This is a genomic window from Sporosarcina ureae (assembly GCF_002101375.1).
Taxonomy (GTDB): domain Bacteria; phylum Bacillota; class Bacilli; order Bacillales_A; family Planococcaceae; genus Sporosarcina; species Sporosarcina ureae_B.
In genome coordinates, this window is sequence record NZ_CP015207.1 from 2,226,639 (window position 1) to 2,249,667 (window position 23,029).

General features: G+C 38.6%; 28 protein-coding genes and 1 pseudogene. 22 read left to right on the forward strand and 7 right to left on the reverse strand.

Annotation, left to right across the window (positions count from 1 at the left end; genetic code table 11):
- The first annotated feature begins 63 nt into the window (after positions 1-63).
- Positions 64-657 (forward strand): tyrosine-type recombinase/integrase, encoded by a 594-nt coding sequence (locus tag SporoP8_RS11020; RefSeq protein ID WP_232319141.1) that lies wholly within the window; start codon positions 64-66, stop codon positions 655-657.
- A 128-nt stretch (positions 658-785) separates the two neighbouring features.
- On the opposite strand, the pseudogene SporoP8_RS11025 reads toward SporoP8_RS11020, so the two are convergent.
- Together SporoP8_RS11025 and SporoP8_RS11030 are read right to left on the reverse strand one after the other, a co-directional pair.
- Positions 786-1,403, reverse strand: a pseudogene (locus SporoP8_RS11025) (recombinase family protein).
- 634 nt (positions 1,404-2,037) lie between these two features.
- Complete coding sequence (locus SporoP8_RS11030; protein WP_085132538.1) at positions 2,038-2,409, reverse strand: hypothetical protein; 372 nt, start codon at positions 2,407-2,409, stop codon at positions 2,038-2,040.
- Between the two features lie 471 nt (positions 2,410-2,880).
- Here SporoP8_RS11030 and SporoP8_RS11035 point away from each other — a divergent pair, with 471 nt between their 5' ends.
- From SporoP8_RS11035 to SporoP8_RS11045, 3 genes are all read left to right on the forward strand, one after another.
- Positions 2,881-3,264: a DUF302 domain-containing protein gene (locus SporoP8_RS11035; protein WP_085132539.1), complete on the forward strand. Its 384-nt coding sequence runs from the start codon at positions 2,881-2,883 to the stop codon at positions 3,262-3,264.
- 66 nt (positions 3,265-3,330) lie between these two features.
- A complete protein-coding gene (locus SporoP8_RS11040; RefSeq protein WP_085132540.1) occupies positions 3,331-4,449 on the forward strand; it encodes an MBL fold metallo-hydrolase in 1,119 nt (372 codons plus the stop codon).
- A gap of 125 nt (positions 4,450-4,574) precedes the next feature.
- On the forward strand, positions 4,575-5,165 hold the full coding sequence (locus tag SporoP8_RS11045) for a class I SAM-dependent methyltransferase (RefSeq protein WP_085132541.1): 591 nt from the start codon (positions 4,575-4,577) through the stop codon (positions 5,163-5,165).
- 117 nt (positions 5,166-5,282) lie between these two features.
- On the opposite strand, the gene SporoP8_RS11050 is transcribed toward SporoP8_RS11045, so the two are convergent.
- Positions 5,283-7,700, reverse strand: coding sequence for a DEAD/DEAH box helicase family protein (locus SporoP8_RS11050; RefSeq protein ID WP_085132542.1), 2,418 nt, complete (start codon positions 7,698-7,700; stop codon positions 5,283-5,285).
- Positions 7,693-8,019, reverse strand: coding sequence for a nucleoside triphosphate pyrophosphohydrolase (locus SporoP8_RS11055; RefSeq protein ID WP_085132543.1), 327 nt, complete (start codon positions 8,017-8,019; stop codon positions 7,693-7,695). Before SporoP8_RS11055 ends, SporoP8_RS11050 begins: the two co-directional genes overlap by 8 nt.
- A 292-nt stretch (positions 8,020-8,311) precedes the next feature.
- On the opposite strand from SporoP8_RS11055, the gene SporoP8_RS11060 reads away from it, so the two are divergent.
- The 4 genes from SporoP8_RS11060 (at position 8,312) to SporoP8_RS16550 (ending at position 12,423) form a co-directional block, all read left to right on the forward strand.
- Positions 8,312-10,342 carry a bifunctional diguanylate cyclase/phosphodiesterase gene (locus tag SporoP8_RS11060; protein WP_085132544.1) on the forward strand — a complete coding sequence of 677 codons (2,031 nt, stop codon included), beginning with the start codon at positions 8,312-8,314 and terminating at the stop codon, positions 10,340-10,342.
- Positions 10,343-10,488: 146 nt separating this feature from the next.
- Positions 10,489-11,394, forward strand: a complete 906-nt coding sequence (locus SporoP8_RS11065; RefSeq protein ID WP_085132545.1) for a chemotaxis protein — start codon at positions 10,489-10,491, stop codon at positions 11,392-11,394.
- Positions 11,395-11,794: 400 nt separating this feature from the next.
- A complete protein-coding gene (locus SporoP8_RS11070; RefSeq protein WP_085132546.1) occupies positions 11,795-12,217 on the forward strand; it encodes a VOC family protein in 423 nt (140 codons plus the stop codon).
- 62 nt (positions 12,218-12,279) lie between these two features.
- Entirely contained in the window at positions 12,280-12,423 is a 144-nt protein-coding gene (locus tag SporoP8_RS16550; protein WP_157111251.1) for a hypothetical protein, read from the forward strand.
- A gap of 276 nt (positions 12,424-12,699) precedes the next feature.
- Here SporoP8_RS16550 and SporoP8_RS11075 read toward each other — a convergent pair whose 3' ends face one another.
- From SporoP8_RS11075 to SporoP8_RS11085, 3 genes are all read right to left on the reverse strand, one after another.
- The gene (locus SporoP8_RS11075) at positions 12,700-13,560 is read right to left on the reverse strand and encodes a DMT family transporter (protein WP_085132547.1); all 861 of its coding nucleotides are present in this window, start codon (positions 13,558-13,560) and stop codon (positions 12,700-12,702) included.
- 140 nt (positions 13,561-13,700) lie between these two features.
- Positions 13,701-15,575 carry a serine hydrolase domain-containing protein gene (locus SporoP8_RS11080; RefSeq protein ID WP_085132548.1) on the reverse strand — a complete coding sequence of 625 codons (1,875 nt, stop codon included), beginning with the start codon at positions 15,573-15,575 and terminating at the stop codon, positions 13,701-13,703.
- Between the two features lie 443 nt (positions 15,576-16,018).
- Positions 16,019-16,198: a hypothetical protein gene (locus tag SporoP8_RS11085; protein ID WP_085132549.1), complete on the reverse strand. Its 180-nt coding sequence runs from the start codon at positions 16,196-16,198 to the stop codon at positions 16,019-16,021.
- Positions 16,199-16,428: 230 nt separating this feature from the next.
- Here SporoP8_RS11085 and SporoP8_RS11090 point away from each other — a divergent pair, with 230 nt between their 5' ends.
- The 14 genes from SporoP8_RS11090 (at position 16,429) to SporoP8_RS11150 (ending at position 22,897) form a co-directional block, all read left to right on the forward strand.
- A complete protein-coding gene (locus SporoP8_RS11090; protein ID WP_085132550.1) occupies positions 16,429-16,839 on the forward strand; it encodes a hypothetical protein in 411 nt (136 codons plus the stop codon).
- A gap of 62 nt (positions 16,840-16,901) precedes the next feature.
- Entirely contained in the window at positions 16,902-17,141 is a 240-nt protein-coding gene (locus SporoP8_RS11095; RefSeq protein WP_085132551.1) for an ATP-dependent Lon protease, read from the forward strand.
- 77 nt (positions 17,142-17,218) lie between these two features.
- Positions 17,219-17,608 (forward strand): hypothetical protein, encoded by a 390-nt coding sequence (locus SporoP8_RS11100; protein WP_085132552.1) that lies wholly within the window; start codon positions 17,219-17,221, stop codon positions 17,606-17,608.
- Positions 17,609-17,672: 64 nt separating this feature from the next.
- On the forward strand, positions 17,673-17,864 hold the full coding sequence (locus SporoP8_RS11105) for a hypothetical protein (protein WP_085132553.1): 192 nt from the start codon (positions 17,673-17,675) through the stop codon (positions 17,862-17,864).
- A gap of 92 nt (positions 17,865-17,956) precedes the next feature.
- Positions 17,957-18,406: a hypothetical protein gene (locus SporoP8_RS11110; RefSeq protein WP_085132554.1), complete on the forward strand. Its 450-nt coding sequence runs from the start codon at positions 17,957-17,959 to the stop codon at positions 18,404-18,406.
- Between the two features lie 618 nt (positions 18,407-19,024).
- Entirely contained in the window at positions 19,025-19,462 is a 438-nt protein-coding gene (locus SporoP8_RS11115) for a GNAT family N-acetyltransferase (RefSeq protein WP_085132555.1), read from the forward strand.
- Positions 19,463-19,535: 73 nt separating this feature from the next.
- The gene (locus SporoP8_RS11120) at positions 19,536-20,006 is read left to right on the forward strand and encodes a PH domain-containing protein (RefSeq protein ID WP_085132556.1); all 471 of its coding nucleotides are present in this window, start codon (positions 19,536-19,538) and stop codon (positions 20,004-20,006) included.
- A 124-nt stretch (positions 20,007-20,130) separates the two neighbouring features.
- Positions 20,131-20,418, forward strand: a complete 288-nt coding sequence (locus SporoP8_RS11125; protein ID WP_085132557.1) for a hypothetical protein — start codon at positions 20,131-20,133, stop codon at positions 20,416-20,418.
- Between the two features lie 88 nt (positions 20,419-20,506).
- Complete coding sequence (locus SporoP8_RS11130) at positions 20,507-20,701, forward strand: hypothetical protein (RefSeq protein WP_085132558.1); 195 nt, start codon at positions 20,507-20,509, stop codon at positions 20,699-20,701.
- 87 nt (positions 20,702-20,788) lie between these two features.
- Positions 20,789-20,920: a hypothetical protein gene (locus SporoP8_RS16895; protein WP_255397460.1), complete on the forward strand. Its 132-nt coding sequence runs from the start codon at positions 20,789-20,791 to the stop codon at positions 20,918-20,920.
- Between the two features lie 21 nt (positions 20,921-20,941).
- Entirely contained in the window at positions 20,942-21,502 is a 561-nt protein-coding gene (locus SporoP8_RS11135; protein WP_232319142.1) for a hypothetical protein, read from the forward strand.
- Between the two features lie 53 nt (positions 21,503-21,555).
- Complete coding sequence (locus tag SporoP8_RS11140) at positions 21,556-22,008, forward strand: hypothetical protein (RefSeq protein WP_085132559.1); 453 nt, start codon at positions 21,556-21,558, stop codon at positions 22,006-22,008.
- A 74-nt stretch (positions 22,009-22,082) separates the two neighbouring features.
- Complete coding sequence (locus tag SporoP8_RS11145) at positions 22,083-22,346, forward strand: hypothetical protein (protein ID WP_085132560.1); 264 nt, start codon at positions 22,083-22,085, stop codon at positions 22,344-22,346.
- A gap of 50 nt (positions 22,347-22,396) precedes the next feature.
- Positions 22,397-22,897, forward strand: a complete 501-nt coding sequence (locus tag SporoP8_RS11150) for a hypothetical protein (RefSeq protein WP_085132561.1) — start codon at positions 22,397-22,399, stop codon at positions 22,895-22,897.
- The last annotated feature ends 132 nt before the right edge of the window (positions 22,898-23,029 follow it).

A 23,029-nucleotide genomic window follows, 5' to 3' on the forward strand; every position in this document is an offset into this window, starting at 1 on the left:
GGGATTTTTTTAAAAAACTAACATTGTTAGATTCATAATATAGAATTTAAAGGAGAGGCTAGAGTGGCATTCGAGCTTTCAGCGATGCGAAAAATGTATCGTGAAGATCAATATACCCATTTGATGCAGGTTCGAGGGAAATCAGCCATTGATAAGAGAGAATTGATGGATACTCTTATTAAGCTACCGATAAGAGCAAAAGCAATTTGTTTAGTTAATCTTGTAACCGCTAATCGACCTAATGAAATGGTTCGTTTGAAAATATCAGATTTTGATTTGAAAAACAAATCTGTTCATGTTTATTTGAAGAAACAAAAACGATGGCATACTAAACGGCTCACACCAGAAGTTATTATCGCAATTGAAGATTATATACGTGAATACAATCTTAAAGCAGACGATTACTTTGTAGGAAGAGTATATAAGAATGAACGCTATGAGAGCACAGTTATTAGTGAAATAGGTTATTGTAAAGCCCTGAAGCGGTGGACTGGGGGACTTACCGGATACAATTTCAGAAAAAGCCAGGTGGTAGCGATGCACGCAGCAGGTGCAGATTTACCAACTATCGCGCAACAAACAGGACATAAATCACTGGAAACTTTAGTTCAGCATTACCTAACGGTATCCGAGACAACTTTGGACAAATATTTATAGGCATATAAGAGATATAAACTTGGATATTATAAAACTGTTGAATTCCGAAACTTTAAAGCAGTCGTTGTAAGTATATAAAAAACCTCTTTTGCCATTCTCGGTAAAGGAGATTTTAAGAGTTTCTTCTATTATAATCTGCTCGATGTTTCTTTTTCGAGTGTTTTCACCAATTTATAAAAGCTAGTCTTTTTAACTCCAGATTCCCTCATAGCTTCCACAGCTGTTATTTCTTTAGCTTTCCATTTTCTATAAACCTCTTTAAACTCTTCTGAAACAAGAATTTCAGGTCTTCCAAACTGAACCCCATTTTGCAAGGCTAAATCAATTCCTTCACGCTGCCTTTTCCTTATCCGTTCTCGCTCCTCTTCAGCCATCCAAGAAAGAATCTGCAGAACCAGATCTGCAATAAAAGTCCCCATGCTATCTTTGTATTGTGTTGTATCAAGTAATGGCATATCCATTACAACAATATCGGCTTCGATGCTTTTCGTCAGGTCGTTCCATTCTTTCAGGATTTCTTCTTTATTCCGACCGAATCGATCTAGCGAATGAATATACTAAATATCGCTTTTTCGGATAATCTGTTTAAGTAATTGGTAGTTTACACGTTCAAAGTTCTTTCCGCTTTGTTTATCCATATAGATATCGCGTTCATTAATATCTAACTTTTTCATAGCTTCTAATTGTCGACCTTCATTTTGATCTTTACTGCTGACGCGTATGTAACCAAATTTACGTTGTTCCATAATTCACCTCGAAAAGATTATTTTCCCTCATTATACCTAAAAGTTGTTCGCAAAAGTATATTTAAAATATTGAACGTTCGTAAATATTTTTGATATGTTTATGAACACTCTTAACACTACTTTTGAGCCGTTTTTAATACGTTCGTAAAAGTGTAGTTTTACGAACATGATAATGACAAAATTATTGAACTAGTAGAAATGAATTGAAATCCAAGGAAATGGGGTCACTTTTTTAAAGTGTCCATCATTTAGGGTTCGGTTCATTTATAGAGTAAGGATACTTTTCACTATTTAAAAATATCCTGGTCTAACACCTAATGACATAAACATAAAATCAAGCGCAAACATTTCGTGTATGTTCTCCACGAATTCTCGAGCGTCTTCGGGAGTTTTAAATGCAAATGAATCAAGACCGTGATTTACTTCTCCGCATACTGCCATATAAAGATGGAGGTAAGTCAGTCCCTCTTTTTATCCCCCGACATTAGTGAAAGGGTGGATTGAAATGAGACACTTGCTGAGTAACATAAGCATTAGATATTACTCTCTAAGTAGCTGAAGCAAGCCTTAGAAATCCAAGGTGTGAAACATAAAAAAGTTACAGTTTAAACAACGGCCGCTACTTTTTTGCGTTTTAACGTATTGGAGTCTTTTTCTCAAAATACCAATGCAACCGATACTCACAAATATTCCTTACCCAGCCAAACAAAATAACCTCATGCTGCTCCTCAATTTTTATCTGCGTTCCGAACACACCACCCTCAAACACAAACAAACTTTTGGAAGATCCACTCCACTTTGTCATCGGCATAGTAGCAATCAACTTCGCAACCTTACCTTCATCATATTCCCGAAGTGACTGGCCTTGCTTATCCGATAAATCCGTATCACGGCGATAAGGTTTCTCCATTAAATACGTATGGAAGAAAGGGGCGACCTCGTTAGGCGTCACAGGTTGATACCAATCAGATGCGCCCCTTGTTAGCATGTATTTGAGTAGAATCATCTTATAGCTTTTATTCACTAAGGTTTTATTGACTTCAATGAGTAGGTCTCTGTATTGAGTGAGTACCTCTTTCTACAAGTTACCCAGCTCACCCGCATAATCTAAAAGAATCGGATACGTCTTGAACTTCTGCTGAATGGCTTTGGCGTCTTCGTTTGCTTTTGGGAGTGTTTATTTCCCGGTTTCAATGGCTAAAAACTGAGAATGCGATTTATGCAGTTGATATCAAACCTAAAATGCTGTCTATGTTCAAAGGAATTGCAGTGAAAATATTTACTATGTCTAAAGTGATTTAGAAAACATTGCTTTGGAAGATGAAACAGCAAATAAATTGATGACCGCGTTTGTTCTTTGTTATTTTCACTAAGTAGTAACTAAGTAGTAGAGGCTTATTTCCAGAAGAAATGTTTTGGCGGGATTAATACGGGAAGTTTAAGAAGAGAATGAGTACACAAGAGAGGAGCAATACAAATGTTTGATTACACAGTGGAAACAAGCAAGAGCAAGGATGAAGCGGTGAAGGATCTGGAAGCGAATCTGAAGGACGAAAAATTCGGTGTGCTCTGGAATTTCGATTTGACTGCGAAACTACAGGAAAAAGGCACTGATTTCGATACACCATATACGATTCTTGAAGTCTGCAACCCGCAGGAAGCAAACCGCGTATTGTCCGAAGATCTGCTCGTTGGGTATTTCCTTCCATGCAAAATTGTTATCTTTGAAGAGGAAGGTACAACAAAAATAGGCATGCCGAAACCGAGTGCGCTGATAGAAATGACTAATAACGACTCGCTGAAGGAAATTGCGGTGGATATTGAAAAAAGATTGATTGGCTGTATTGATAAGACAGTTTAAGCTATTTTTTACCGTACAGTAAACCTCAGACGGTAAATAAGAGTTTATGGTATGGAGGAATTATTTATGGAAATTAAATCAGTATCACCAAAGAAAGTGGCGAATCAGGTGTTTCAAAAAGAACCGATTTATGTGCTGGATGTACGGGGCAAAGACGAAGCGGCTGACTGGCAGATTGAAGGAGATCAAGTCAAATACATCAACATTCCTTTCAAGGAGCTGAGTGATCCCAATTCAACGAGTCTGGAGGATTTGCCGAAGGACCAGAACGTGTATACAGTCTGTGCAAGAGGGAACACTTCCCAAAAAGCGGCTTCCTATTTGCAAGACCAGGGCTTTGACAATGTCTACTCGATTGAAGGCGGCATGGCAGCCTGGAGTGAACAGCTGGAAGCAGTCGAAATTGGTAAATTGCCTGGAGGCGCTCTTTATCAATTTGTGCGACTTGGCAAAGGATGCTTATCCTATATGGCCGAATCCGACGGGGAAGCGGCAATTATTGACGCTAGCCGGATGACAGAAACCTACGAAGAGTTTGCGCGGGGAAAAGGTCTGAAGATAACACATGTCATGGATACGCATTTGCATGCGGATCATATTTCAGGCGGTAAAAAACTGGCGGGTTCAGCGGATGCTACCTATTACTTGCCGCCAGATGATGCGGAAGAAGTTGTTTTTAAATTTGAACCAGTCACTGACGGCATGAAACTTCAAGTCGGTAGCGCAGAGATCGAAGCTGTATACTCTCCAGGGCATACAATAGGCAGCACGACATTCGTGGTCGACGATCAGTACTTGCTCACGGGTGACATTCTGTTTGTAGAATCCATCGGCCGCCCAGATCTTGCCGGTAAAGCGGGCGACTGGGCAGAAGATCTGTACGAAACCCTCTACAGCCGCTACAAAAAATTGGCTGATGATTTGCTTGTGCTTCCGGCTCATTACTCGGATGTCAGTGAGCTCAATGAAGACGGTAGTGTGTCAGCGAAACTGTCTGTTCTTTATCAGAATAATGAAGGCCTGCAGATAAAAGATGAAGAAAAGTTTATCAAGCGGGTAACGGAAGGTCTGAAAGATCAGCCGAATGCATATGAAGAAATCCGACAGACAAATATGGGCAAGATTAATCCACCGCCTGAAGAAGCGAAGGAAATGGAGACGGGCCCGAACAACTGCGCAGTATAGAGGGATTTAAATGATTTAGACAGATAAATCATTTGATGCAAAAGGACTTGCTCGCCCAATGCCGATCGCAAACTCACCGTTGTTGGGAGTTGCAGAATATACTCCAAAACTAAGGAGGCAGTACAATGGTGAACTGGAATGAACGCTTTAATGACGAGAAGTATATCTATGGGACCGAACCGAATGTATTTCTAAAGGATATGCAGGGGAATTTATCTGGGGAGGTCTTGACCATCGCGGAAGGGGAAGGAAGAAACGCCGTCTTCCTGGCCAGACAGGGGCTGCACGTCACGGCATGGGACAATGCCGAATCCGGATTGGATAAGGCGAAAAAGTTGGCAGCAAAACAAGGTGTCCAGGTGAACACGCAACTGGTCGATTTGGCAGAAGCGCAGTGGCAGCAGAATCATTGGGATGGCGTTGTGAATATTTTTGGCCACTTCCCAGAAGAAGTCCGACTGAAAACCCTTCATGGAGTCAAAGAAGCCGTAAAACCTGGAGGGTATTTTATAGCGGAAGTCTATTCACAATACCAAATCCCATATCAAAGCGGAGGCCCCAAAGAGCTAGATTTTCTCTACCGACCGGAAGACTTTCTAGACGCATTCAGTGATTGGCGAATCATTCACTTTTTTATAGGAGAGGTCACACGCCATGAAGGCGACCTCCATAAAGGACTGTCCCATGTCATCCAGTTCGTTGGACAAAAGCCGTAAATATCAAGTGATAATCTACTCAATAAAAAGACGTCCGATTTAGAGAAATTGGACGTCTTTTTATAAAATTTTACTTCTTCAATTGAGGCAAGTTCTTTAGTATTTATTCAGCCTTCTTTAATTAAAACTCTTCCTCTCAAAATACCAATGCAACCGATACTCACAAATCTCTCGAACCCAACCAAACAAAACATCCTCATGCTGCGCTTCAATTGCTATCTGCGTTCCAAACACACCACCCTCAAATACAAACAAACCTTTCGAAGATCCACTCCACTTCGTCATCGGCATGGTAGCAATCAACTTCGCCACTTTATCTTCATCATATTCTCGAAGTGACTGACCTTGTCTATCCGATAAGTCCGCATCACGGCGATAAGGTTTCTCCATTAAATACGTATGGAAGAAGGGGGCAACTTCAATTGGTGTCACCGGTTTATACCAATTCGCTGCGCCTCTTGTCAGCATGTACTTGAGTAGAATCATCTTATAGCTTTTATTCATCAAGGTTTTATTGATTTCAATGAGCAGGTCTCTGTATTGCGTGAGGACTTCTTTCTCCAATTCACTCAGTTCACCCGCATATCCTAAAAGGATTGGATACGTCTTAAACTTCTGCTGAATAGCCTTCGCATCTTCGTTTGCCTTCAAATGATATTCAAGATACGTCGGGCGGTGGCCAAGTTCTGCTTTTAAATCGAAATACGCGTTAATGAGTCGTTGTTGTATCGGTTCGTTTTGTTTCATCGCTTCCAACAAGTCGATGAGGGTCGTTTCGAAATGGAACTCGAAATAGTCGGATTCGCTAAATGTTTCGCTACTGATTTTCGCGGGCAATTCTTTATTTTCGTTAAAGACTTCAAACTTCTTCCGTGCATTGCGGTAGTTCCCGATTAAGTCGATGATGACGCAATGCGTTTTGCCGGTAGCTAAACGCAAGCCGCGTCCGATTTGCTGGGTGAAGACAGTTAGTGATTCGGTAGGGCGGGCGAATAGGAGTGTATCTACGCTCGGGATATCGACGCCTTCATTGAATAGATCGACGGTGAAGATGATGTCGAGTTGGCCTGTTTCTAGCAAGTTCCGTGCATGGGTGCGTGTCTTCCGATCCGTATTTCCATGTAAGGCAAGTGATCGGTAGCCGGCTTTTGTGAAATAGTCGCTTAAGTAAATAGCTTGTTTAATGGAAGAACAAAATCCAATCGTGCGGGTTTGTTTATTTTCATTCCATGCATCAAGTACCGCTTCTGCGTAACTGTCACGTAGTTGCAAGCGCAATAGTTCTTCTTCATCGTAGCGATTATTGCGCCACTTCAATTGACTGTAATCCGTTTCGTCCATCACACCGTAGTAGACGAAAGGGGAAAGCCAGTTTTGCCGGATGGCGTCAAGGAAGTGAATCGAGATCGCTTCATTGCCGTCGCATAGACTGTAGACGTCTTTGTTGTCGAGTCGGTCGGGTGTTGCGGTTAGACCGAGCAGAAATTCGGGTGTGAAGTAATCGAGTACCCGTTCGTATGTAGTGGCGGCCGCATGATGGAATTCATCCACGACAATCAGATCGAACGCAGTCTTTGAGAATCGGTGTAAATGGTATTGTCTTGCCAGTGTCTGGATTGATGCAAAGATGATTTCCGTATCTGCGTCCTTTTGTTGGCCGTTGTAAATTCCGCTTGTACGGTTTGGAAAGACGCATGCGAATGAAGCATGTGCTTGTGTGAGTAATTCTTCACGGTGCGCGATAAATAGGACACGCTTGTATGACTCTGCAAAGAAAGCAGCTAGATACGTTTTTCCAAGTCCTGTCGCAAGGACGACGAGTGCTTTTTCATACCCGGCTTCAACGGTTTGATTGAGCGCGGTGAGAGCCAGTTGTTGTGCAGGTCGTGGATCTAAGACAGATGATTGATAAGGTGCTGTTGGATCGATGGTGCTGCTTTGTTCTTGTTCAGTTGCCCCGAATGTCATTTCGATTTCCGTCTTAGGTTCCCATGCCGAACTAAAGGGGAGTTTCCGATTCGTCTCTTCGTATCGCGCTCTATATAAATCGATTTGTTCGTTGTTGATGGGTACCGTACTCGGTGACAAAAACAGTTTCATGAATTCATCCGCAGACGTTTCGAAAATGTCTTCGTCGACTGTCGATGGTGCGTAGAGGTTCCATTCGATTCCATTCGTCAAAGCAGAACGGGATAAATTGGACGATCCTATGATGACGGTAGAGCTGTTTGGTGATTTGAATAGATACGCTTTCGGATGAAAAGAAGTGCCGCCACTTTCGATCATCCGAAGTTCGGCAGTTGGTAATCCTTCATTTAATAACTGTAGCGCATCGGGTTGTGTAATGGACAAATAATCACCGGTTAGAATTTTGATATCGGCACCACGCATAGAGGCATCACGTAAAGCGGGGAGTACTTCGTTCACCCCGGACTTCATCATGAACGCTGTCATCCAGTAAATCGTATCCGCCTCCGCAGTTAGCCGCTTCAAGTCATCCAACAAGTTTTTCGTCAGCAAGCGCAGTTTAGTCATCCGTTACTTCCACTAGATAGATTCTTTCATTAAATCCACCCCGTGCGTTAGCTTTTTTCGCGCGTACGGCTTCGAGTTCCTCTACCGTCACACCGTGGTAGGCAGCCGCTGCATGAATCAGTTCTAGTAAATCGGATAGTTCTTCGACAGCATCTTCCGCGTTAGTCGCTTCTTCGTACTCCGCCAATTCTTCGTGCATCTTATTATTGATTTCAGCTATGTATTCTGAATCGTTCAGTAAGCGAGTCACGCAAGTCTTTCCATCCGCCTCGATGATCTCCGGGATGAGGTCGCGGACGAGTTTATTATAGACGGGCATATGTATCTCTCCTTCAATTCCGTAATTTGCTTTATTCTACCATAATCCAACGTTTTCTGTTCCAACATAGAGGGTATGATTATATAATTATCAGAAAACAGTATATAATTATCGTATTGTTTATGATTTATGTAGACTTATATCCTAAGTAACTCAAAAACGATTGACTACCATAGGCAAATAGTAAATAATAAATAGGAAGTACTGTCTTTTGTACTACGTCAGTTGTAAGTACTTAGAAACATGATAAAGTATGAATTTTCCTATCGCATAGGCTGAGGAGGTGAAGCGGATGTTTTCGATGACTGACTACCAAGAATACACACAAATATTCGGAACGTATTCACTGAAGATGATGTTGTTGTCGTTTTTAGTGATGGGATTCGCTTCCTATACCACACTCGTATTATATGAACGCATGCTAAAACCAAGCATCTTCAAACGGGGAGTATGGCTCGTACTCACTTCCTTGTCGTTGGCATTTGGGGTTTGGTCGACTCATTTTCTGACGATCAATTCGCTATTGTTGCCTATTGAAATCCATGTCCATTACGGTTGGGCCATTATTTGTATCTTTCCTATCTTTCTTGCGATGTTGCTGACGTTTCAACTCGTTCAAAGTCCGTTGAAAGCACGCTCTCGGCATATCATGGCTGCGATCCTTATTGCGATCGGGATGAGTACTATGCATTTGCTGGGCATGAAAGCGATCAAGCTGGATGCTTATATCGGCATTGATTGGAAATTAGTGGTGGCGAGTAATATAGTAGGTGGATTATTTGCCTACTTAGCGATTCGCGGTGTGAATCAGCTGAAGCTAGGCGGTATATCGAAAGTGTTTGCTACATTGTATTTGACAGTAGGTACGTTAGCGATGCATTATTTTGTCATAATCGGTACCGACTATTATATAGAAGAAGGACAAGCGTTACGTGAGTCCGTTATGCATATGCAAGTGATGAATACATTGATCGGCGTCGGAGTTGGGCTGTTGCTTCTTGGCATGTTATTGACTTCCTATATTGACGGCTATGTCGATTATTGGCTGAAGTATTTCGATGTTCTGACGAAGCTACCGAATCGCCGAAATTGGGAGCGTTGTTTGACCGATGAAGTTGCGGCCGGAGATGTGGCGATTTGGAGTTTCCCTGATCTACCGCGTATCAATCAACTATATGGCTACTCAGAAGGAGATATCATTCTGCAGCAAGTTGGTGAGTTGCTGGCGAAGTGGAAACCTTCGTATGCACATTTGTATCGTGTTAGTGGAAATCGTTATTTGTTTTTTGTGGATCAAACGGGACGCACAGTAGATTTTTATAAAAACTTAGTTGTCATGCAACGTGATATCGATCAACTACTCCCTATTAAAAACCAAGAGATGCGCTATATATGTGGATTAGCGAAGGCTGATCAGAACAAATCTGTGAAGACGTTATATAAAGAAGCGTCAATGGTGGTGGAACAAGCGGCGGCTTCACATGAGTGGGGATTGCTGACGTTCGATCCTACCATCCACGGCATGTCCTATGAGCAAGATGTCTTGCGCGATATTTCCGAAGCGTTGGATGAAAAACATATCTATCTCGTCTATCAACCGAAAGTCAAAGGGGCTGCCCATGAGTTCGTCGGGCTGGAGGCGTTGCTTCGTTGGACGCATCCGAAACTTGGAGCGATCTCCCCAGCGACGTTCATTCCGATTCTGGAGCAAGAAGGGCGAATGGGGGAAGTGACGGATTGGGTTATTCGCGAAGTGTGCAGACAGATTCATAACTGGGATTCGCAAGGTATTCATGTGCCACAAGTAGCCATTAATATTCCCGGCGAATACGTGATCGAACCACATTTACTCGATCTATTATGGAAGGAAATCAATACGTACCAACTAGATCCAAGTCGTATTGAACTGGAGATGACGGAAACGAGTACGGCGAAGTCCACTACCCAAGCTATTGCCGCAATGAAGCGATTCAGGCGTTATGGCTTCTCGATCGCGCTTGATGATTTCGGGACAGGCGTGTCGTCATTATCCTTTTTACAGCAGATGCCCATTTCGACGCTGAAGATCGATAAATCCTTTACGGATGAAGTACCCGCGCCAGCGAAGAAGTGTGCGGTGTTGAATGCGATCATTGTGATGGGGTGTTCAATGGATCTTACGGTAGTCGTTGAAGGAGTGGAGAGAATGGAACAAGTGGAATTCTTGCTTGATTTGAAATCGGATTTGACTTTCCAAGGGTATTATTTCTCAAAACCATTGACGGTGCCGCAGTTCGAAAACTGGTTGGCGGAGTCCGATAAGCAAGGATTGGTACATCCCTAACCTCATTTCACTACTAGATTTATTTAACCTATCATAGATTGATAGTCAATTGGTGTGATATACTAGTTCTATCGCACCAAGGAATTGTATATTCCATGAATACATATATTAGCAATAGACCATATCGTCTGAGAGGGTGGAAGAATGTGTCCAATGATTCAGGGATTTTATTGGAAAGCGGCACAAATGAGCTGGAGATAGTCGGATTTGAGATGCAAGGTAACCGTTATGGCATTAACGTGATCAAAGTGAAGGAAATTATCATGCCATTGAAGATCACACCGATTCCCCATGCCCATTTTGCGGTGGAAGGAATTATTCAGTTGCGTGGTGAAGTGTTACCGGTTGTCAGTATGGAGAAAATCTTAGGAATGGCCCCTTCAAGCCACCCGGAAGATGCAAAGTATATCGTTGCTTCTTTCAATAAACAAACGGTCGTTTTCCGCGTACATAACGTGACGCAGATCCACCGAATTTCTTGGAATCAGATCGAGAAACCGTCTGGCATTTATGCGGCAGAAAACTCTCAGGTAATTGGCGTCATCAAGCTCGATGGTGATATGTTGCTGTTGCTCGATTTCGAAAAGATCATTATGGATATTAATCCGGATGCAGGCATTAACGTGGAGCAAGTGAAGAAGCTAGGGAAGCGTGAGCGTTCAGATAAACGCATTTTGATTGCGGAAGATTCCCCGTTATTGCGGAAGTTATTGTATGACACACTCAGTGAAGCAGGCTACGCGAATCTCGACTTCTATGAAAACGGCAAAGATGCATTTGATTATTTGGAGACGCTAGTGGCGGATGGCATCGATGTGAAGAAGGAAGTCCAGTTGGTTATCACAGATATCGAGATGCCACAAATGGACGGCCATCATTTCACGAAGCGTATTCGTGAGACGCCAAAACTTACCGAGCTGCCGATTATCATTTTCTCTTCACTCATCACAGATGACTTGAAGCATAAAGGGGAAAGTGTGGGAGCGGACGACCAAGTGAGTAAGCCAGAAATTGCAGAATTGGTTTTGAAGATTGATAAGTATATATTGTAAAAAAGACTTCCGTGTACTGCTAACGGGTTCGGAACACGAGGAGAAAGCAGTAATTAGCATACCAATAGGGGACACAATTCTTATATGAATTGGTGTCCCTGTTTTTGTTCCTATATCAATGCTTAAAGCGGTTATCAGCAAAAAATAACAACGCAATTGGTAAACCAATAAACAGCAACACGTAAATTTATGTCGCTCTGCTAATTGCACGGCTAATAGGAGTTTCGAACATTGTATTTGAAATAACTGATTACATTGAAGGGAACAAATAATTTTTGGATAAAATGGAGATATAAGAAGTCGACTTATTCAACAAACGGGGCAGTTTCATTCAATAAATATGTTATTTGTTAGCCCCAATATATTAAAACGTACAAAAAATTTTTTTAGGAGGCATTAGATGAAACCGCGGATTTCGGTTATAACATTGGGTGTCGATGATTTGGAAAGGTCATTGAAGTTCTATCAGGATGGACTTGGACTACCAACAGAAGGAATAGTAGGCCAAGAATTTGAGTATGGTGCAGTTGCATTTTTCGATTTACAATCAGGAGTAAAACTCGCCATTTGGAATCGTAAGAATATTGCCCATGACACAAGCATAAATAAGACGCCAAAAAGTCCTACCGAATTTACAATTGGTCATAATGTTGGGAGTAAAGAAGAGGTCGATATGGTAATGGAACAGGCAAAGAAAGCTGGTGCATTTATTACAGTTCCAGCACACGATACCTTTTGGGGAGGGTACTCCGGATACTTCCAAGACCCAGACGGACATTTGTGGGAAGTAGTTTGGAATCCAGCTTGGGAATTTACAGAATAAGGTTTTATATCACTTCATCTTCAACAATCGGGCCAGATTACGGAATAGAGGAGGGTGAATAAATGTATATGATTTCAAGCGAAGAAGCCTTAAATACAATAGCATATGTTCTTTATTTTGGGTTTCCCATTAGTCTGGTGCTACTCATATGGATCGGTGTCACCCTAACAGGAATTAAAAAGGAATTAAAGAAACAAAAAAAGTGAATTGCGGGTTTGTAAAGATATTATATCTGTTCCTCAATCGGGCGCTATTCTGTAATAAAGAATAGCGCTTATTTTTCTTATAAAGGGATATTTGATGAAGGAAGAAACCTAAGCAAAGTTGCGTATTTACGTGAATACTAACATGTTGCATGTGAGATACTGCACGTATACTAAGGTGCAGTATCTCACAATACACTAAAGATGCTAGCCGGACTCTTGCAATGAATAATTACATGCCATTGCATATCCTTTACCATGGTAATCGTGGATAGTAGGCTAGACTTCAGAACCATCAACTGTTTGGTTGAATCTTTTTCTAAAAGGCTGTTTAACAGTAAACTTAGTGGTTAAGATGCCTATTAAGATAAGAATTGCCCCTACATACCCTGTAGCTTGTAGTGTTTCATGTACGAAAATAAAAGCAAATAATGCTGCAAAAACGGGTTCTAATGAAAATATAAGACCCGTATGTGTTGGTGTAGTATACTTTTGTGCGCATGCTTGACCAATAAATCCAATTGCACTGCAAAGTATGCTTAAAGCTAGTATAGAAACCCATGATTCTGTTGTGTCAGGAAGACGTGGCCTTTCGAGAAATAATGAAAATAGCAGCCCCCATGCCCCAGTAAAGCCGAGTTGTAAAATCCCGAGTGCGATAGAATCAACGTTTTTCGTCAACCTGTCTGTCACAATGATGAGAATTGCATAAAATAATGCACCTAAAATGATTAGGAAGTCTCCGGAATTGATCCTCAATTCATTATTTAACGTCAATAGAGCAATCCCGGTAATGGAGATGCCCACACCAAAAATCACTTTGTTTTCAGGTTTTTTTCTAAAAATGATTGCTAGTAACAATGGAACAAATACAACTGAGAGGCTAAATAAAAATCCTGCATTTGAAATAGACGTGAATTTTAATCCGATAGTAACAACGGTAAATAATAAGAACAAGATGGACCCTAGTAGAAATCCATAAAACACTGTTTTGAGATCTATACGTATTAAACGCTTGTAGAATACAGCGCCGGCTAATATAAAGGCTATGCCAAAACGTAAGGCTATCAGGTTAAACTCCTGAAAAGAATCAAGACCTATTTTCGTAAACAAATAGGATGAACCCCAAAGCATCAGCATCAGTTTCAACCGCAAATCGACAATATAGATGGCAAGAAAAAACGCTCAGAAATCTGAGCGTTTTTTAATTTTGATGGAAGTTTAAGTGAAATTCTTCTCGTAGTTAAAAAAGTGACTCAATAATGTATTGCGGGTATTACTTAAGAATAAAACTGCCATGTTATAAGTAAAAAGATTAATATAACAATAGTAACGATTGATAGAAGATAAATAGCCCTTTGGAATTTCATTAAAGTTTCCTTTTTCCAATTAAGTAGAATGAAAACAATGAAAACAGCACTTGTAATAGTCAAAATATAATTGATAACAATTTGTGGGAATACTTCAGAATAACTTCGAGCATTATTATTTAACATCCTAACTACTAATATAAAAAAGTTCGCTATAAATGCTGTACCAACAATATTTAATAGGTAAACCCATTTTTTTATTTTTACAGAGGTTTTTTTTCTTCTTCGATTTAAAATACTGATTACGATTAAAACAAATGGTGAAGCGATAAAGTATATTAAACAATAAATGAATAATACGGCACTAATGGTTAACCAAAACGTACTTTTATCTATAGGGAGGTAATCTGAAATCGATGTAGAAATTTGTTTAACTTCACCGTCCTTCATTGAAAAATAAAGAACATTTGTGAGAATAAACATATTACTACCTGTTGTCATTTTATAAACATTTGGATATGTTTGGACGTAGTTAGCTTTCATGCCTGCCAAACTTACTTCAATTTCATTCTCATTTATTGATTTCACTGTAAGTGGTAGTAAGTAGTAGTACAAATTTAGGAAGCCACTTTTTATCCTGCGAGCAGAAAGATACTTTCCTTCTGTTTCTTGCGAGTTTGGTAAGTCTGCTAATTTTACTTCATCTATTTCTTTTTCTCCAACCAATTCCTTCGTCAGTCCATAGGAAATATCAAGTTCTGAAGCTTGGTTCGTTAATATTATTACAGCGAAGTTTTCTTCAGGGACGATATGAAAATTACTTGAAAAGGAAACTGTATTTCCGCCATGTGTTAAACCTTTAAACTTCCCATCATACTCCCAAAAACCATGTGCAATGCCAGGAACATTTTCATTAATAGCATAACTTTGCGAAAACATTGTACCTAACGTATTTTCGTCCTTGAATAAAACATTTTCATTATCGGAACTCGGCATAAGCGCCATTGCAAACTTAGCTAGATCTTGGGATGTTCCATTTAATCCACCACTAGGATACATGGACATATAGAATGGTATCGATGGTTTGAATTTTCCTTCTTCAATTAGTTCATATCCATTTACTTTATTTTTTGTTATCTGCTCATTTCTTGCTAGAGGCAAGTAGGCAGTTGAATCTAGAATACCTAGTTTTTGAAAAATATGTTCTTCCGCATATTCATTGAAGTCTTTTTCGGAGATTAATTGAACTATATATGCGGCTAGAGAAGTTGAATAATTAGAATAAGCAACCACTTTACCTGGACGATATATTTGGCGTGGCTCAGCGATTTTCAATCCTTCTTCTAAAGATTTTACAGGATATTCAGTAGCGTATCCCAAATCAAAGATATTTTCCTCGAATCCAGCAGTGTGATTCATTAAATCCAACATTGTGATAGGAACATCATAGGTTAGTTTTGTTAAGAATCCTTGCGGTAAATAGATCCTTATATCTTCATCTAAATCGATTTTCCCTTGTTCGACTAATTGCATAACTGACACCCAGACAAACAATTTACTAATTGAACCCCATTCAAAAACAGCATTATTCGTATTTATTTTAATTTGATTCTCAATATCTCCATAACCATATCCTTTTGATAAAACAACTTTATTATCTTTCAAAATAACAATGCTCGCACCGGCAGTTGTTTCACCAATATATTCATTTACATAATCGTCAACGAAACGTTCTACATCGGATAATGGAATGCCGGATGGTGTTGTAAATTCATTAGCATAAATTGTTTTGGTAAAAAACAAAGATAAAGCTAGTATCAATAAAATGGCAAAACTTTTATTCATGCAGTACCTCCTTGTGATAAGTATATAATAGCATTGAGGTCGGAATATTTATAACCTTTTAAAATATTTCACGCACGTTCTAATATGAGCTAATCTACCTTTTCGGCATTGTGATTTTTGGGTTTAATGAACTTCTTCCTTATCCCTCTTCTGTATAAGACTGGTTGTTGCAACACCACATAAATTTATGTGGGAATTGACGTATTAATTCATCTTCTAAAACTGTTAATATATTGATATGACAACGAAAAATGAGACACCCATTCACATGTGAATAGATGTCTCATTTTTAATTGCTTTTTCATGTTTTCTCCCCATCAACCGAACTCGATAGTGTACTGTGGAAGTCTTTTTTGTCTTCACACAAAATAATGCGCCACTTTCCATGAAATAGGAAAGTAGCGCGTTGGTTGTACTAAGGAATTCTATAGTAGATAACTAAACTATTTATTGCCGTCAGATTCATTCTCTTTATGTTCTTCTGATACATATTCTGTAGACGTTTTTTTTCTAATATCGTAATACTTTTCCGCTCCGATTCCGCCTTCGCCAATCATTTTGGAAATTTCCTTCGACCGCATTTCGTTCTTTTTAATAATCTCTTGTCTGCCATCTTTAGTCATTTGCCATTCCTCCTTATAATAAAAAACTAGTATGCTTTTCAAGAAAGAGAACCTGACTTCACTTCCATTTTACCATATCGGAGTAGAAGATTGCGAATTATCAAACGCCTTCTAAATTTTAATTGCAGAATATTACATGTGCTATATGTAATCTTTGGAAATAATGGTATATTTGTTGGGAGTATTTATGCGATGGTTTTGGCATTAAACTGACAGGAGGCGTATATAACATGAAGAAATTATTCGTGTTGCTGCTGGTTATGGGTGTGTTGGTAGGGTGTGGTGAGAAGCAATTAACCTATTCTGAAGTGTCCATCGACCAAGTCAATGCAGATGTGAAAAGTTTCATTGACGGTATAGAAACGTCTGAAGAGGCTGAGGGCAATGGCATCTATATGTTCTCAGAAAACGAAATGAAACGATATGTGTATCTAAATCAAGATTTCTTGGATAGTGGAAAAGGATTTGGTGATTTGGATATACGAACGGATGAAGATTCTTTCCAGATTTATTTGCAGCAGAATGATGAACCAACAAAAGACGAGTATAAGTTATACACCATTACATTGGATCGGACGTATGAATATATGCGAGTGTTTAAAGACGGTGAAGAAACGCATATTCAGTTGATGGGATTATGAAAATAGATGAGATGATCGTGGTAGAAAATCTGACGTCGCATGCAGGGTAAAGGAGAGAGAGTATGAAGTTGGTAGGATGTATTTTGGTGGCGGGTGTTTTAGGGATTTTGGCGTTTATAGGACCTCTAGGTTGGTATGTGTTAGCTGCCATCATCGTCGGAGTGATTTTCAGGTCGTTTTGGTTGTTGAAGGAAATACATCAACATACCGTTCCAGTCGATGCGTACGATGGCGTGAACGATGCATACGAGAGGTATATTCTTGAGCGAGAAGAACGGGAAAAGCAGCAGCAAAATGGTTGAGACGCTTAGGTTGGAAGAAGTGAATAACACAACGCGGTGTATGTGTATCGACAATTTGTAGGAATGGGTGAGCGCGTGTGAAATGGATTGGCATGATCGCAGCGGTATTTGCAGTTATGGCAGCTGTGTGGATGGTTGTGAATAAATCCTATTATCCTTCTCTACCGATAGAAAACCAATCGGCAAAAGAAGTCATTGGACAATTGAATGATTCGGATCAAAAGATTATAGAAATCGCCACGGACGAAAACTTCATTTGGTATATCACAAGAAGTCAGAATGATGGAATTTCAGTAGCTGATGAAGCGATTAAAGAAATGATTGGCTCCAAAGGTTGGGTATTTACAGCAAAAGAGGGTTCAGGCCTTTTCTTTGAAAAAGAAAGTGAATCCTTACTCGTTACAACACAAATGTGGACGAAAAAGTATGTACTGGTTCATGTGCCAAATGAGTTTAGGGGAATGTGAAGTAGAGGTACTTTCAATGTGTATTTGATGAGTGTGCATGATGACTCACGAGGAGATGTTCCACTTGATTAAAAAATATCTAACATTCAGCTCTACATTTTTCTCGATCTTCACGATCTGGGAATGGATCTCTGATTCCCAGATCTATTGGATAGAAAATATCGGGATTACCATTTGTGCCACATTAGTTAATGCTTTTGTAGATTGGGGGATTTCTTCTTATGACTATAGGAAGAAAGAGATACAAGGGGAATAATTGATAATATGGTTACAGTGTTGTTCCTAAAACGGATTGGAAAAGAGTAGGAAGGGGGGGATATCATCAAGCATTTTATAGTTACCTTATTAATGACAAGCTTTTTCCTCTTATCTGCTTGTAGCGAAGAGAATAATATAAATTACTTCCCAACACCAGAGGCTGCTTTGGAAGACCTGATTCAAAGCGAAGGAATTAAAGGAAGTATTGACTTGATCACTACAACGGATGCAATAGAAATGTTAGTGATCGAACAAAATGAAAACAGTTATTTTGTAGCTGAATTGCTAGAAGCTAAAAAAGGCTACACTGCCAATAGAATATCAGCAAATGCCACTATGGAATCAGGAGGAAGTTGGGAGTTAAAAACAAATTCAAAACACAGATACACCATCTATTTTGAAAAAAAGCAAGAAGATCAGAACTTTTATCCTTTATTGAATGGAGATTATTATATTTCGCTTGTTGAAGGTCATCAGATAACGAAGGAAGACTCAATTGCCAGGAATTCAATAAAAGATATTAGAGCCGTAAAAGAGTAATTAAGTCATAGTAAAAGGTTGCCCAACAATATCAATAATTATAGTCTTGATTGTTTTATTGATTCGTTCTAATAATAAGCGAAAAAAGCAACTCAATAAAATTGAGAAGAAGATAGATAACCTTAATCGGTAATTAAAACCTTGGCGCGTAGGTTAGTTAGTCTTTGTTTATCGAGGGCGATAACTGAATAAGGATTTTCCACAATCGGTCCACATTGTTGAGTAAATTGGGAAGATAATCTAGGTGATTAGGGGTGTTACTTTGAAAAAAATGATTTTAACTATACTGCTGTTAATAAACATATTTTATATAGCTAATTTCCTTATAAATTTTGAAAGTTTCACATTAAATATTCTATGGTTGATCTTTTTTATCGCCAGTATATGTGTATCCCTTATTTTCCTCTTTAATTCAAAGGTGAGGTCAGATTACAGACCTTTAATTTTATCGGTGATGGTTTTAGTAATAAGTATTGGTTCGCTAGGGTCATATGGTTTTCTATATTTTATAACACATCTTATGGGATAACTATTTTCCTGCAAGAGGGCGTGATAAGTGACTAAGCATTTTCCGCAATCGAACCAGATTGTGAAAAAAATTAAAAGGGGAAATTGCCAATGGATACATTAACTATCAGAGAACTCCAATCTCAAAAGGAAATTCTTGAAGCTTTTCCAGTGATGAATCAATTACGTACACATCTTGATGAAAAAGCCTATCTTGATTTGGTAACAGAGGCCAAAGAAAAGGATATGTACAGATTGTTTGCCTTGTATGACCAAGGCGAAATTGTCGCTGTTACAGGATTTAAACCTATGATAACTCTTTATTACGGGCGTTTTGTATGGGTATGTGATTTAGTTACCGATAAGAATAAACGTTCAAATGGATATGGCGAAAAGCTTCTGGCTTACGTACACGAATGGGCTAAAGAAAATGCCTATGAAAGTGTCGCCTTATCATCGGGATTACAGCGTACAGACGCCCATCGTTTTTATGAGGAGAAGATGGATTATGACAAAGTAAGCTATGTATTTAAGAAACCTTTAAAATAATAATCCGTTAACGGATGCGATAACTGCATAATTATTTTCCACAAACGATCCGTTTAATGGAATGAGTGTCTAAATGGAGGCGATTCAATTGTATTTTCCAACCAAGAAAGACATTTGGTTTTTCTTAATCGTTTGGGGTTTTATACTTTTCATAATTTTAATTTACATGTTCGGTGGAGAACCTGTTGGCTGGCAACTAATCACTTATAAAAGTATCCCTGGATATATCCTAGGTGCATCCATTTTAGCTTTATTAATATGGATTTGGTTTGGAACGGGTTATAAGGTTGAGGGGAAGTTGCTGAAATTAAAATTTGGTCCGTTTAAAAGTAAAGTAAATATCAACGAGATCAAAAAAATCAGCAGAACGAAAAGTCCATTTACAGCGCCTGCTCTATCCGTTGACAGGTTGGAGATTCTTTATGGTAAATATGACGTGATAAATATATCTCCAAGAAATGAGAGTGAACTTATACATTCATTGTTAGCTGTAAATCCCAATATACAAGTAGACAAGACTTCTTTGGAATTCAATGAAAAGTAGAGGTACTCTTACTTTCACGTTCGTGGCAATTGCTTAACAGAGCATCGCGTAAAACAACATAATCGGGCCATTTTGTCGAGAAAGTAATACCTCGGTGTTATATAAAAAGAAGGGAGGGTGAAATATGGTTATACTTTTTTGGCCATTTATGCTTGCTTCCATTATTTTTTCTATTGTTTCTTTAATTAAGAAAAAGCCACTGTTTCTCGTTATTTCTTTCTTGCTAATAATCCCTTTTTCGATTTATTTAGCTGCTACACCAATACTCAGATGGTGGGGAATAATCTTGCCGTTCTTTTATCTCGGTTCAGCTTTATCGCTTAAGAAAAATATAATGTGGTTATCGGTTTTGCTGATTGTGCCAGTAATAATAATGATCGGCTGGATTGGATATGTTGTTATAACTCAATGATAAACAACACAATTGTGCGCGATAACTGAATGAGGTTTTTTCACAATAGGACCATATTGATGAATAGTTGTTAGAAGGGAGATTGACTATGAAAATATACTTGAAGGAAAGATATAAAACTTATATGAGTATAATTTTTGGGTTATTAATTGGATTTATAGTTGTTACATTTTCATTTGGTAAACCTGATTATAAATCTGCTGTTGTCGCCATTTTATTTGGATTAATAATCGGGGAGCTACATTTTTACTCAAGATGGTTAATACGTCAAAAAAGAGAATGAAGTATCTAAACAAAAGGATGCCATTAGGACAGAAGGATTCTCCTAATTCCATTGAGATAGTGAATTTAGTATGCAAGGAGTTTGAAAATGGAAAGTTTGAAAGTGCTTAGTGTACATCAAGCGTTGTTCCATGCCATTCTTAGGAATTTAAAAGGATTAAGAGTACTTAAACAAGAAGGAAACAAGCTTATATGGCAAGCTTTTTTCAATACAGATTAATAAAGAATAAGAGGTGCCTGGGTGTTAAAATCTATGAAGTTCTGTTTCGTGCTGCTTCTCCTTATCTTGCTGTCGGGCTGCAGCGGTATAGCGGAATATAATAATGATGAACCAGCAGCCATCGTAAATGGGCAGGAGATCGCGGTTGGGGATTTACGGTTCTTATTACCCGATAAAACAGCATTGAACTATTTGGACGGTGCCATACGGATAGAACTGGTGAAACAGGAAGTGAAGAAAATGGGCCTTGATATTTCTGGACATCTGGATGCAGATAGTGACACGTTTGCAGTACTGCCACCTGCAGACACGGAAGATCTGAATAGCAAGCAAATACGGGAGTTTGCTGAATCGCAGGCAAAAAAGTTTGATATGGATACAAAGGAATTTCAACGGGAATATACCAGAAGAGTAAGTGAACAAAATGCCTACGTGCTTACGTACCTGGAAGAAAAAATAGGGCCATATCATTTTGATAATGATAATGAAAATCAAATATCAGATTATAACGAAGAATCAAATCAGTTATTAGAGGAACTAGTTGAACAGAATAAAGAGAAAATTGAAGTGCTGATAAAATAAGTTGAATCAATAATCGGACCATTATCCGATGTTACAGGAAGTGAAGTTTAGCAATGAAAAAATACATGTTGCTCATGTTATTATTATTGACTTTCATTTTAACGTTATCAGCTTGCACCCAACGCGAGGAAGAAAAAATACAAGCTTACTTAAAAGATAAAAGTCAAAACTTTTATGATTTTCTAGTTGTTGATTTTACAGTAGGAGAATTAAACATTGAATTTAAGATGCTTCCCCATTCTGAAACTTTGAATAATGATGATCTGGAATTTGATGTAGCTGTTGAAACAAAAGCATTATTGGAAGCTATAAAGAGTTATTCTAAAGAACATTTGGATGTAGTAAAGGACGTAAATCTTTACTTTGTTACGAGAGAATCAAATAAAACTGTTGCAGAAGTAAATGCAAATAATGAGACTATATTGGAAAACAATTGGTTAGAAGTGAGTAACCAAGAATTTCTTCAAATTGTGGATGGTTACAAATTTTATGGTGCATCAGATTAGTTCTTCAGCTAAAGAGCGTAATAACTGAATAAGGATTTTCCATAATCGGGCCATTTTGTGAAGGAGGTTAAACGATGGATTGGGATGCTCTGTTTGAAGTTTTAAGAAATATATTCATGATTCTATTCATTATATTTTTTGTAATAGATGTTTTTTCAAAAAAATCTTATAAAGTTCTATACCATATAGCATTAACAGTTGGAGTCACTTTCTCGACTTTCATATGGAATTGGTCAATAGGATTCAAAGTAGGGTTTATTGCTCTCTTTTTAATTGTGGCCGTAAAGACAATTTCTGACGTTAGAAAAAGTGAGATAGATACTAATACAGCGGCGTGAATTTTCTAGGAAATCCAGTGGATAATCATTTTTTTGATTGGGGGATCTTCGTGTCAAATGAGATTATTGAAAAAGTGAAAAAAGGACTTGAGGGAATCGAAATTGGCTATTTTGATACAGGTCAAAGCTTTGAAGAGGATGCGTATTACAATTATTTTGGTGCTTCAGATAAGGAAACACGTCGCTATGCGATTGCTGTACTTACAGTGTATTTAGGAAATTGGTATAGCGGTTGTAGTTTCCCGTTTTTAGATAAAGAATCTTATTTGGAAGAGTTTATTAAGGCATTTGTAGAGCGTCATCAGCAAATTGAAAGTGATTTTCCTATTATGTATGAATATATCATTTCATTTTTAATTGGCATTGAAGAAGAAAATAGTGGGAAATATGCTTATTCCACCATCGAAATTGATAATGAATTATACAAGCGCTTGAAAGAAGAAGTGTTAATTCCTAAACGTGACTACTTAAATAAGCATACATCAATAAAATATTTTTTAAGGGAACTTAGAGTTAATCCTTTTTTTATATCTGATTACTTTGAGGAATAACATGAACGGAGTAAATTTACGGATAGTAAATATTTCGCTATCGGTGGCAATTGTATGACAAGGAGTTGCACCCTTGTTAGTAATAGGGCCAATTAAATTAATTGAGTTAAAGAAATCTAATATTCGTTCGAA

What these genes read in the sequence shown, in the direction of transcription:
- SporoP8_RS11120 (WP_085132556.1), top strand. Translation starts at nt 19,536, where the DNA reads ATGGAGGCGATTCAATTGTATTTTCCAACCAAGAAAGACATTTGGTTT.
- SporoP8_RS16895 (WP_255397460.1), top strand. Translation starts at nt 20,789, where the DNA reads ATGGAAAGTTTGAAAGTGCTTAGTGTACATCAAGCGTTGTTCCATGCC.
- SporoP8_RS11140 (WP_085132559.1), top strand. Translation starts at nt 21,556, where the DNA reads ATGAAAAAATACATGTTGCTCATGTTATTATTATTGACTTTCATTTTA.
- SporoP8_RS11095 (WP_085132551.1), top strand. Translation starts at nt 16,902, where the DNA reads ATGAAGTTGGTAGGATGTATTTTGGTGGCGGGTGTTTTAGGGATTTTG.
- SporoP8_RS11050 (WP_085132542.1), bottom strand. Translation starts at nt 7,700, where the DNA reads ATGACTAAACTGCGCTTGCTGACGAAAAACTTGTTGGATGACTTGAAG.
- SporoP8_RS11060 (WP_085132544.1), top strand. Translation starts at nt 8,312, where the DNA reads ATGTTTTCGATGACTGACTACCAAGAATACACACAAATATTCGGAACG.
- SporoP8_RS11080 (WP_085132548.1), bottom strand. Translation starts at nt 15,575, where the DNA reads ATGAATAAAAGTTTTGCCATTTTATTGATACTAGCTTTATCTTTGTTT.
- SporoP8_RS11125 (WP_085132557.1), top strand. Translation starts at nt 20,131, where the DNA reads ATGGTTATACTTTTTTGGCCATTTATGCTTGCTTCCATTATTTTTTCT.
- SporoP8_RS11145 (WP_085132560.1), top strand. Translation starts at nt 22,083, where the DNA reads ATGGATTGGGATGCTCTGTTTGAAGTTTTAAGAAATATATTCATGATT.
- SporoP8_RS11035 (WP_085132539.1), top strand. Translation starts at nt 2,881, where the DNA reads ATGTTTGATTACACAGTGGAAACAAGCAAGAGCAAGGATGAAGCGGTG.
- SporoP8_RS11085 (WP_085132549.1), bottom strand. Translation starts at nt 16,198, where the DNA reads ATGACTAAAGATGGCAGACAAGAGATTATTAAAAAGAACGAAATGCGG.
- SporoP8_RS11070 (WP_085132546.1), top strand. Translation starts at nt 11,795, where the DNA reads ATGAAACCGCGGATTTCGGTTATAACATTGGGTGTCGATGATTTGGAA.
- SporoP8_RS11110 (WP_085132554.1), top strand. Translation starts at nt 17,957, where the DNA reads ATGACAAGCTTTTTCCTCTTATCTGCTTGTAGCGAAGAGAATAATATA.
- SporoP8_RS11130 (WP_085132558.1), top strand. Translation starts at nt 20,507, where the DNA reads ATGAAAATATACTTGAAGGAAAGATATAAAACTTATATGAGTATAATT.
- SporoP8_RS11075 (WP_085132547.1), bottom strand. Translation starts at nt 13,560, where the DNA reads ATGCTGATGCTTTGGGGTTCATCCTATTTGTTTACGAAAATAGGTCTT.
- SporoP8_RS11040 (WP_085132540.1), top strand. Translation starts at nt 3,331, where the DNA reads ATGGAAATTAAATCAGTATCACCAAAGAAAGTGGCGAATCAGGTGTTT.
- SporoP8_RS11045 (WP_085132541.1), top strand. Translation starts at nt 4,575, where the DNA reads ATGGTGAACTGGAATGAACGCTTTAATGACGAGAAGTATATCTATGGG.
- SporoP8_RS11030 (WP_085132538.1), bottom strand. Translation starts at nt 2,409, where the DNA reads ATGATTCTACTCAAATACATGCTAACAAGGGGCGCATCTGATTGGTAT.
- SporoP8_RS11115 (WP_085132555.1), top strand. Translation starts at nt 19,025, where the DNA reads ATGGATACATTAACTATCAGAGAACTCCAATCTCAAAAGGAAATTCTT.
- SporoP8_RS11055 (WP_085132543.1), bottom strand. Translation starts at nt 8,019, where the DNA reads ATGCCCGTCTATAATAAACTCGTCCGCGACCTCATCCCGGAGATCATC.
- SporoP8_RS16550 (WP_157111251.1), top strand. Translation starts at nt 12,280, where the DNA reads ATGTATATGATTTCAAGCGAAGAAGCCTTAAATACAATAGCATATGTT.
- SporoP8_RS11090 (WP_085132550.1), top strand. Translation starts at nt 16,429, where the DNA reads ATGAAGAAATTATTCGTGTTGCTGCTGGTTATGGGTGTGTTGGTAGGG.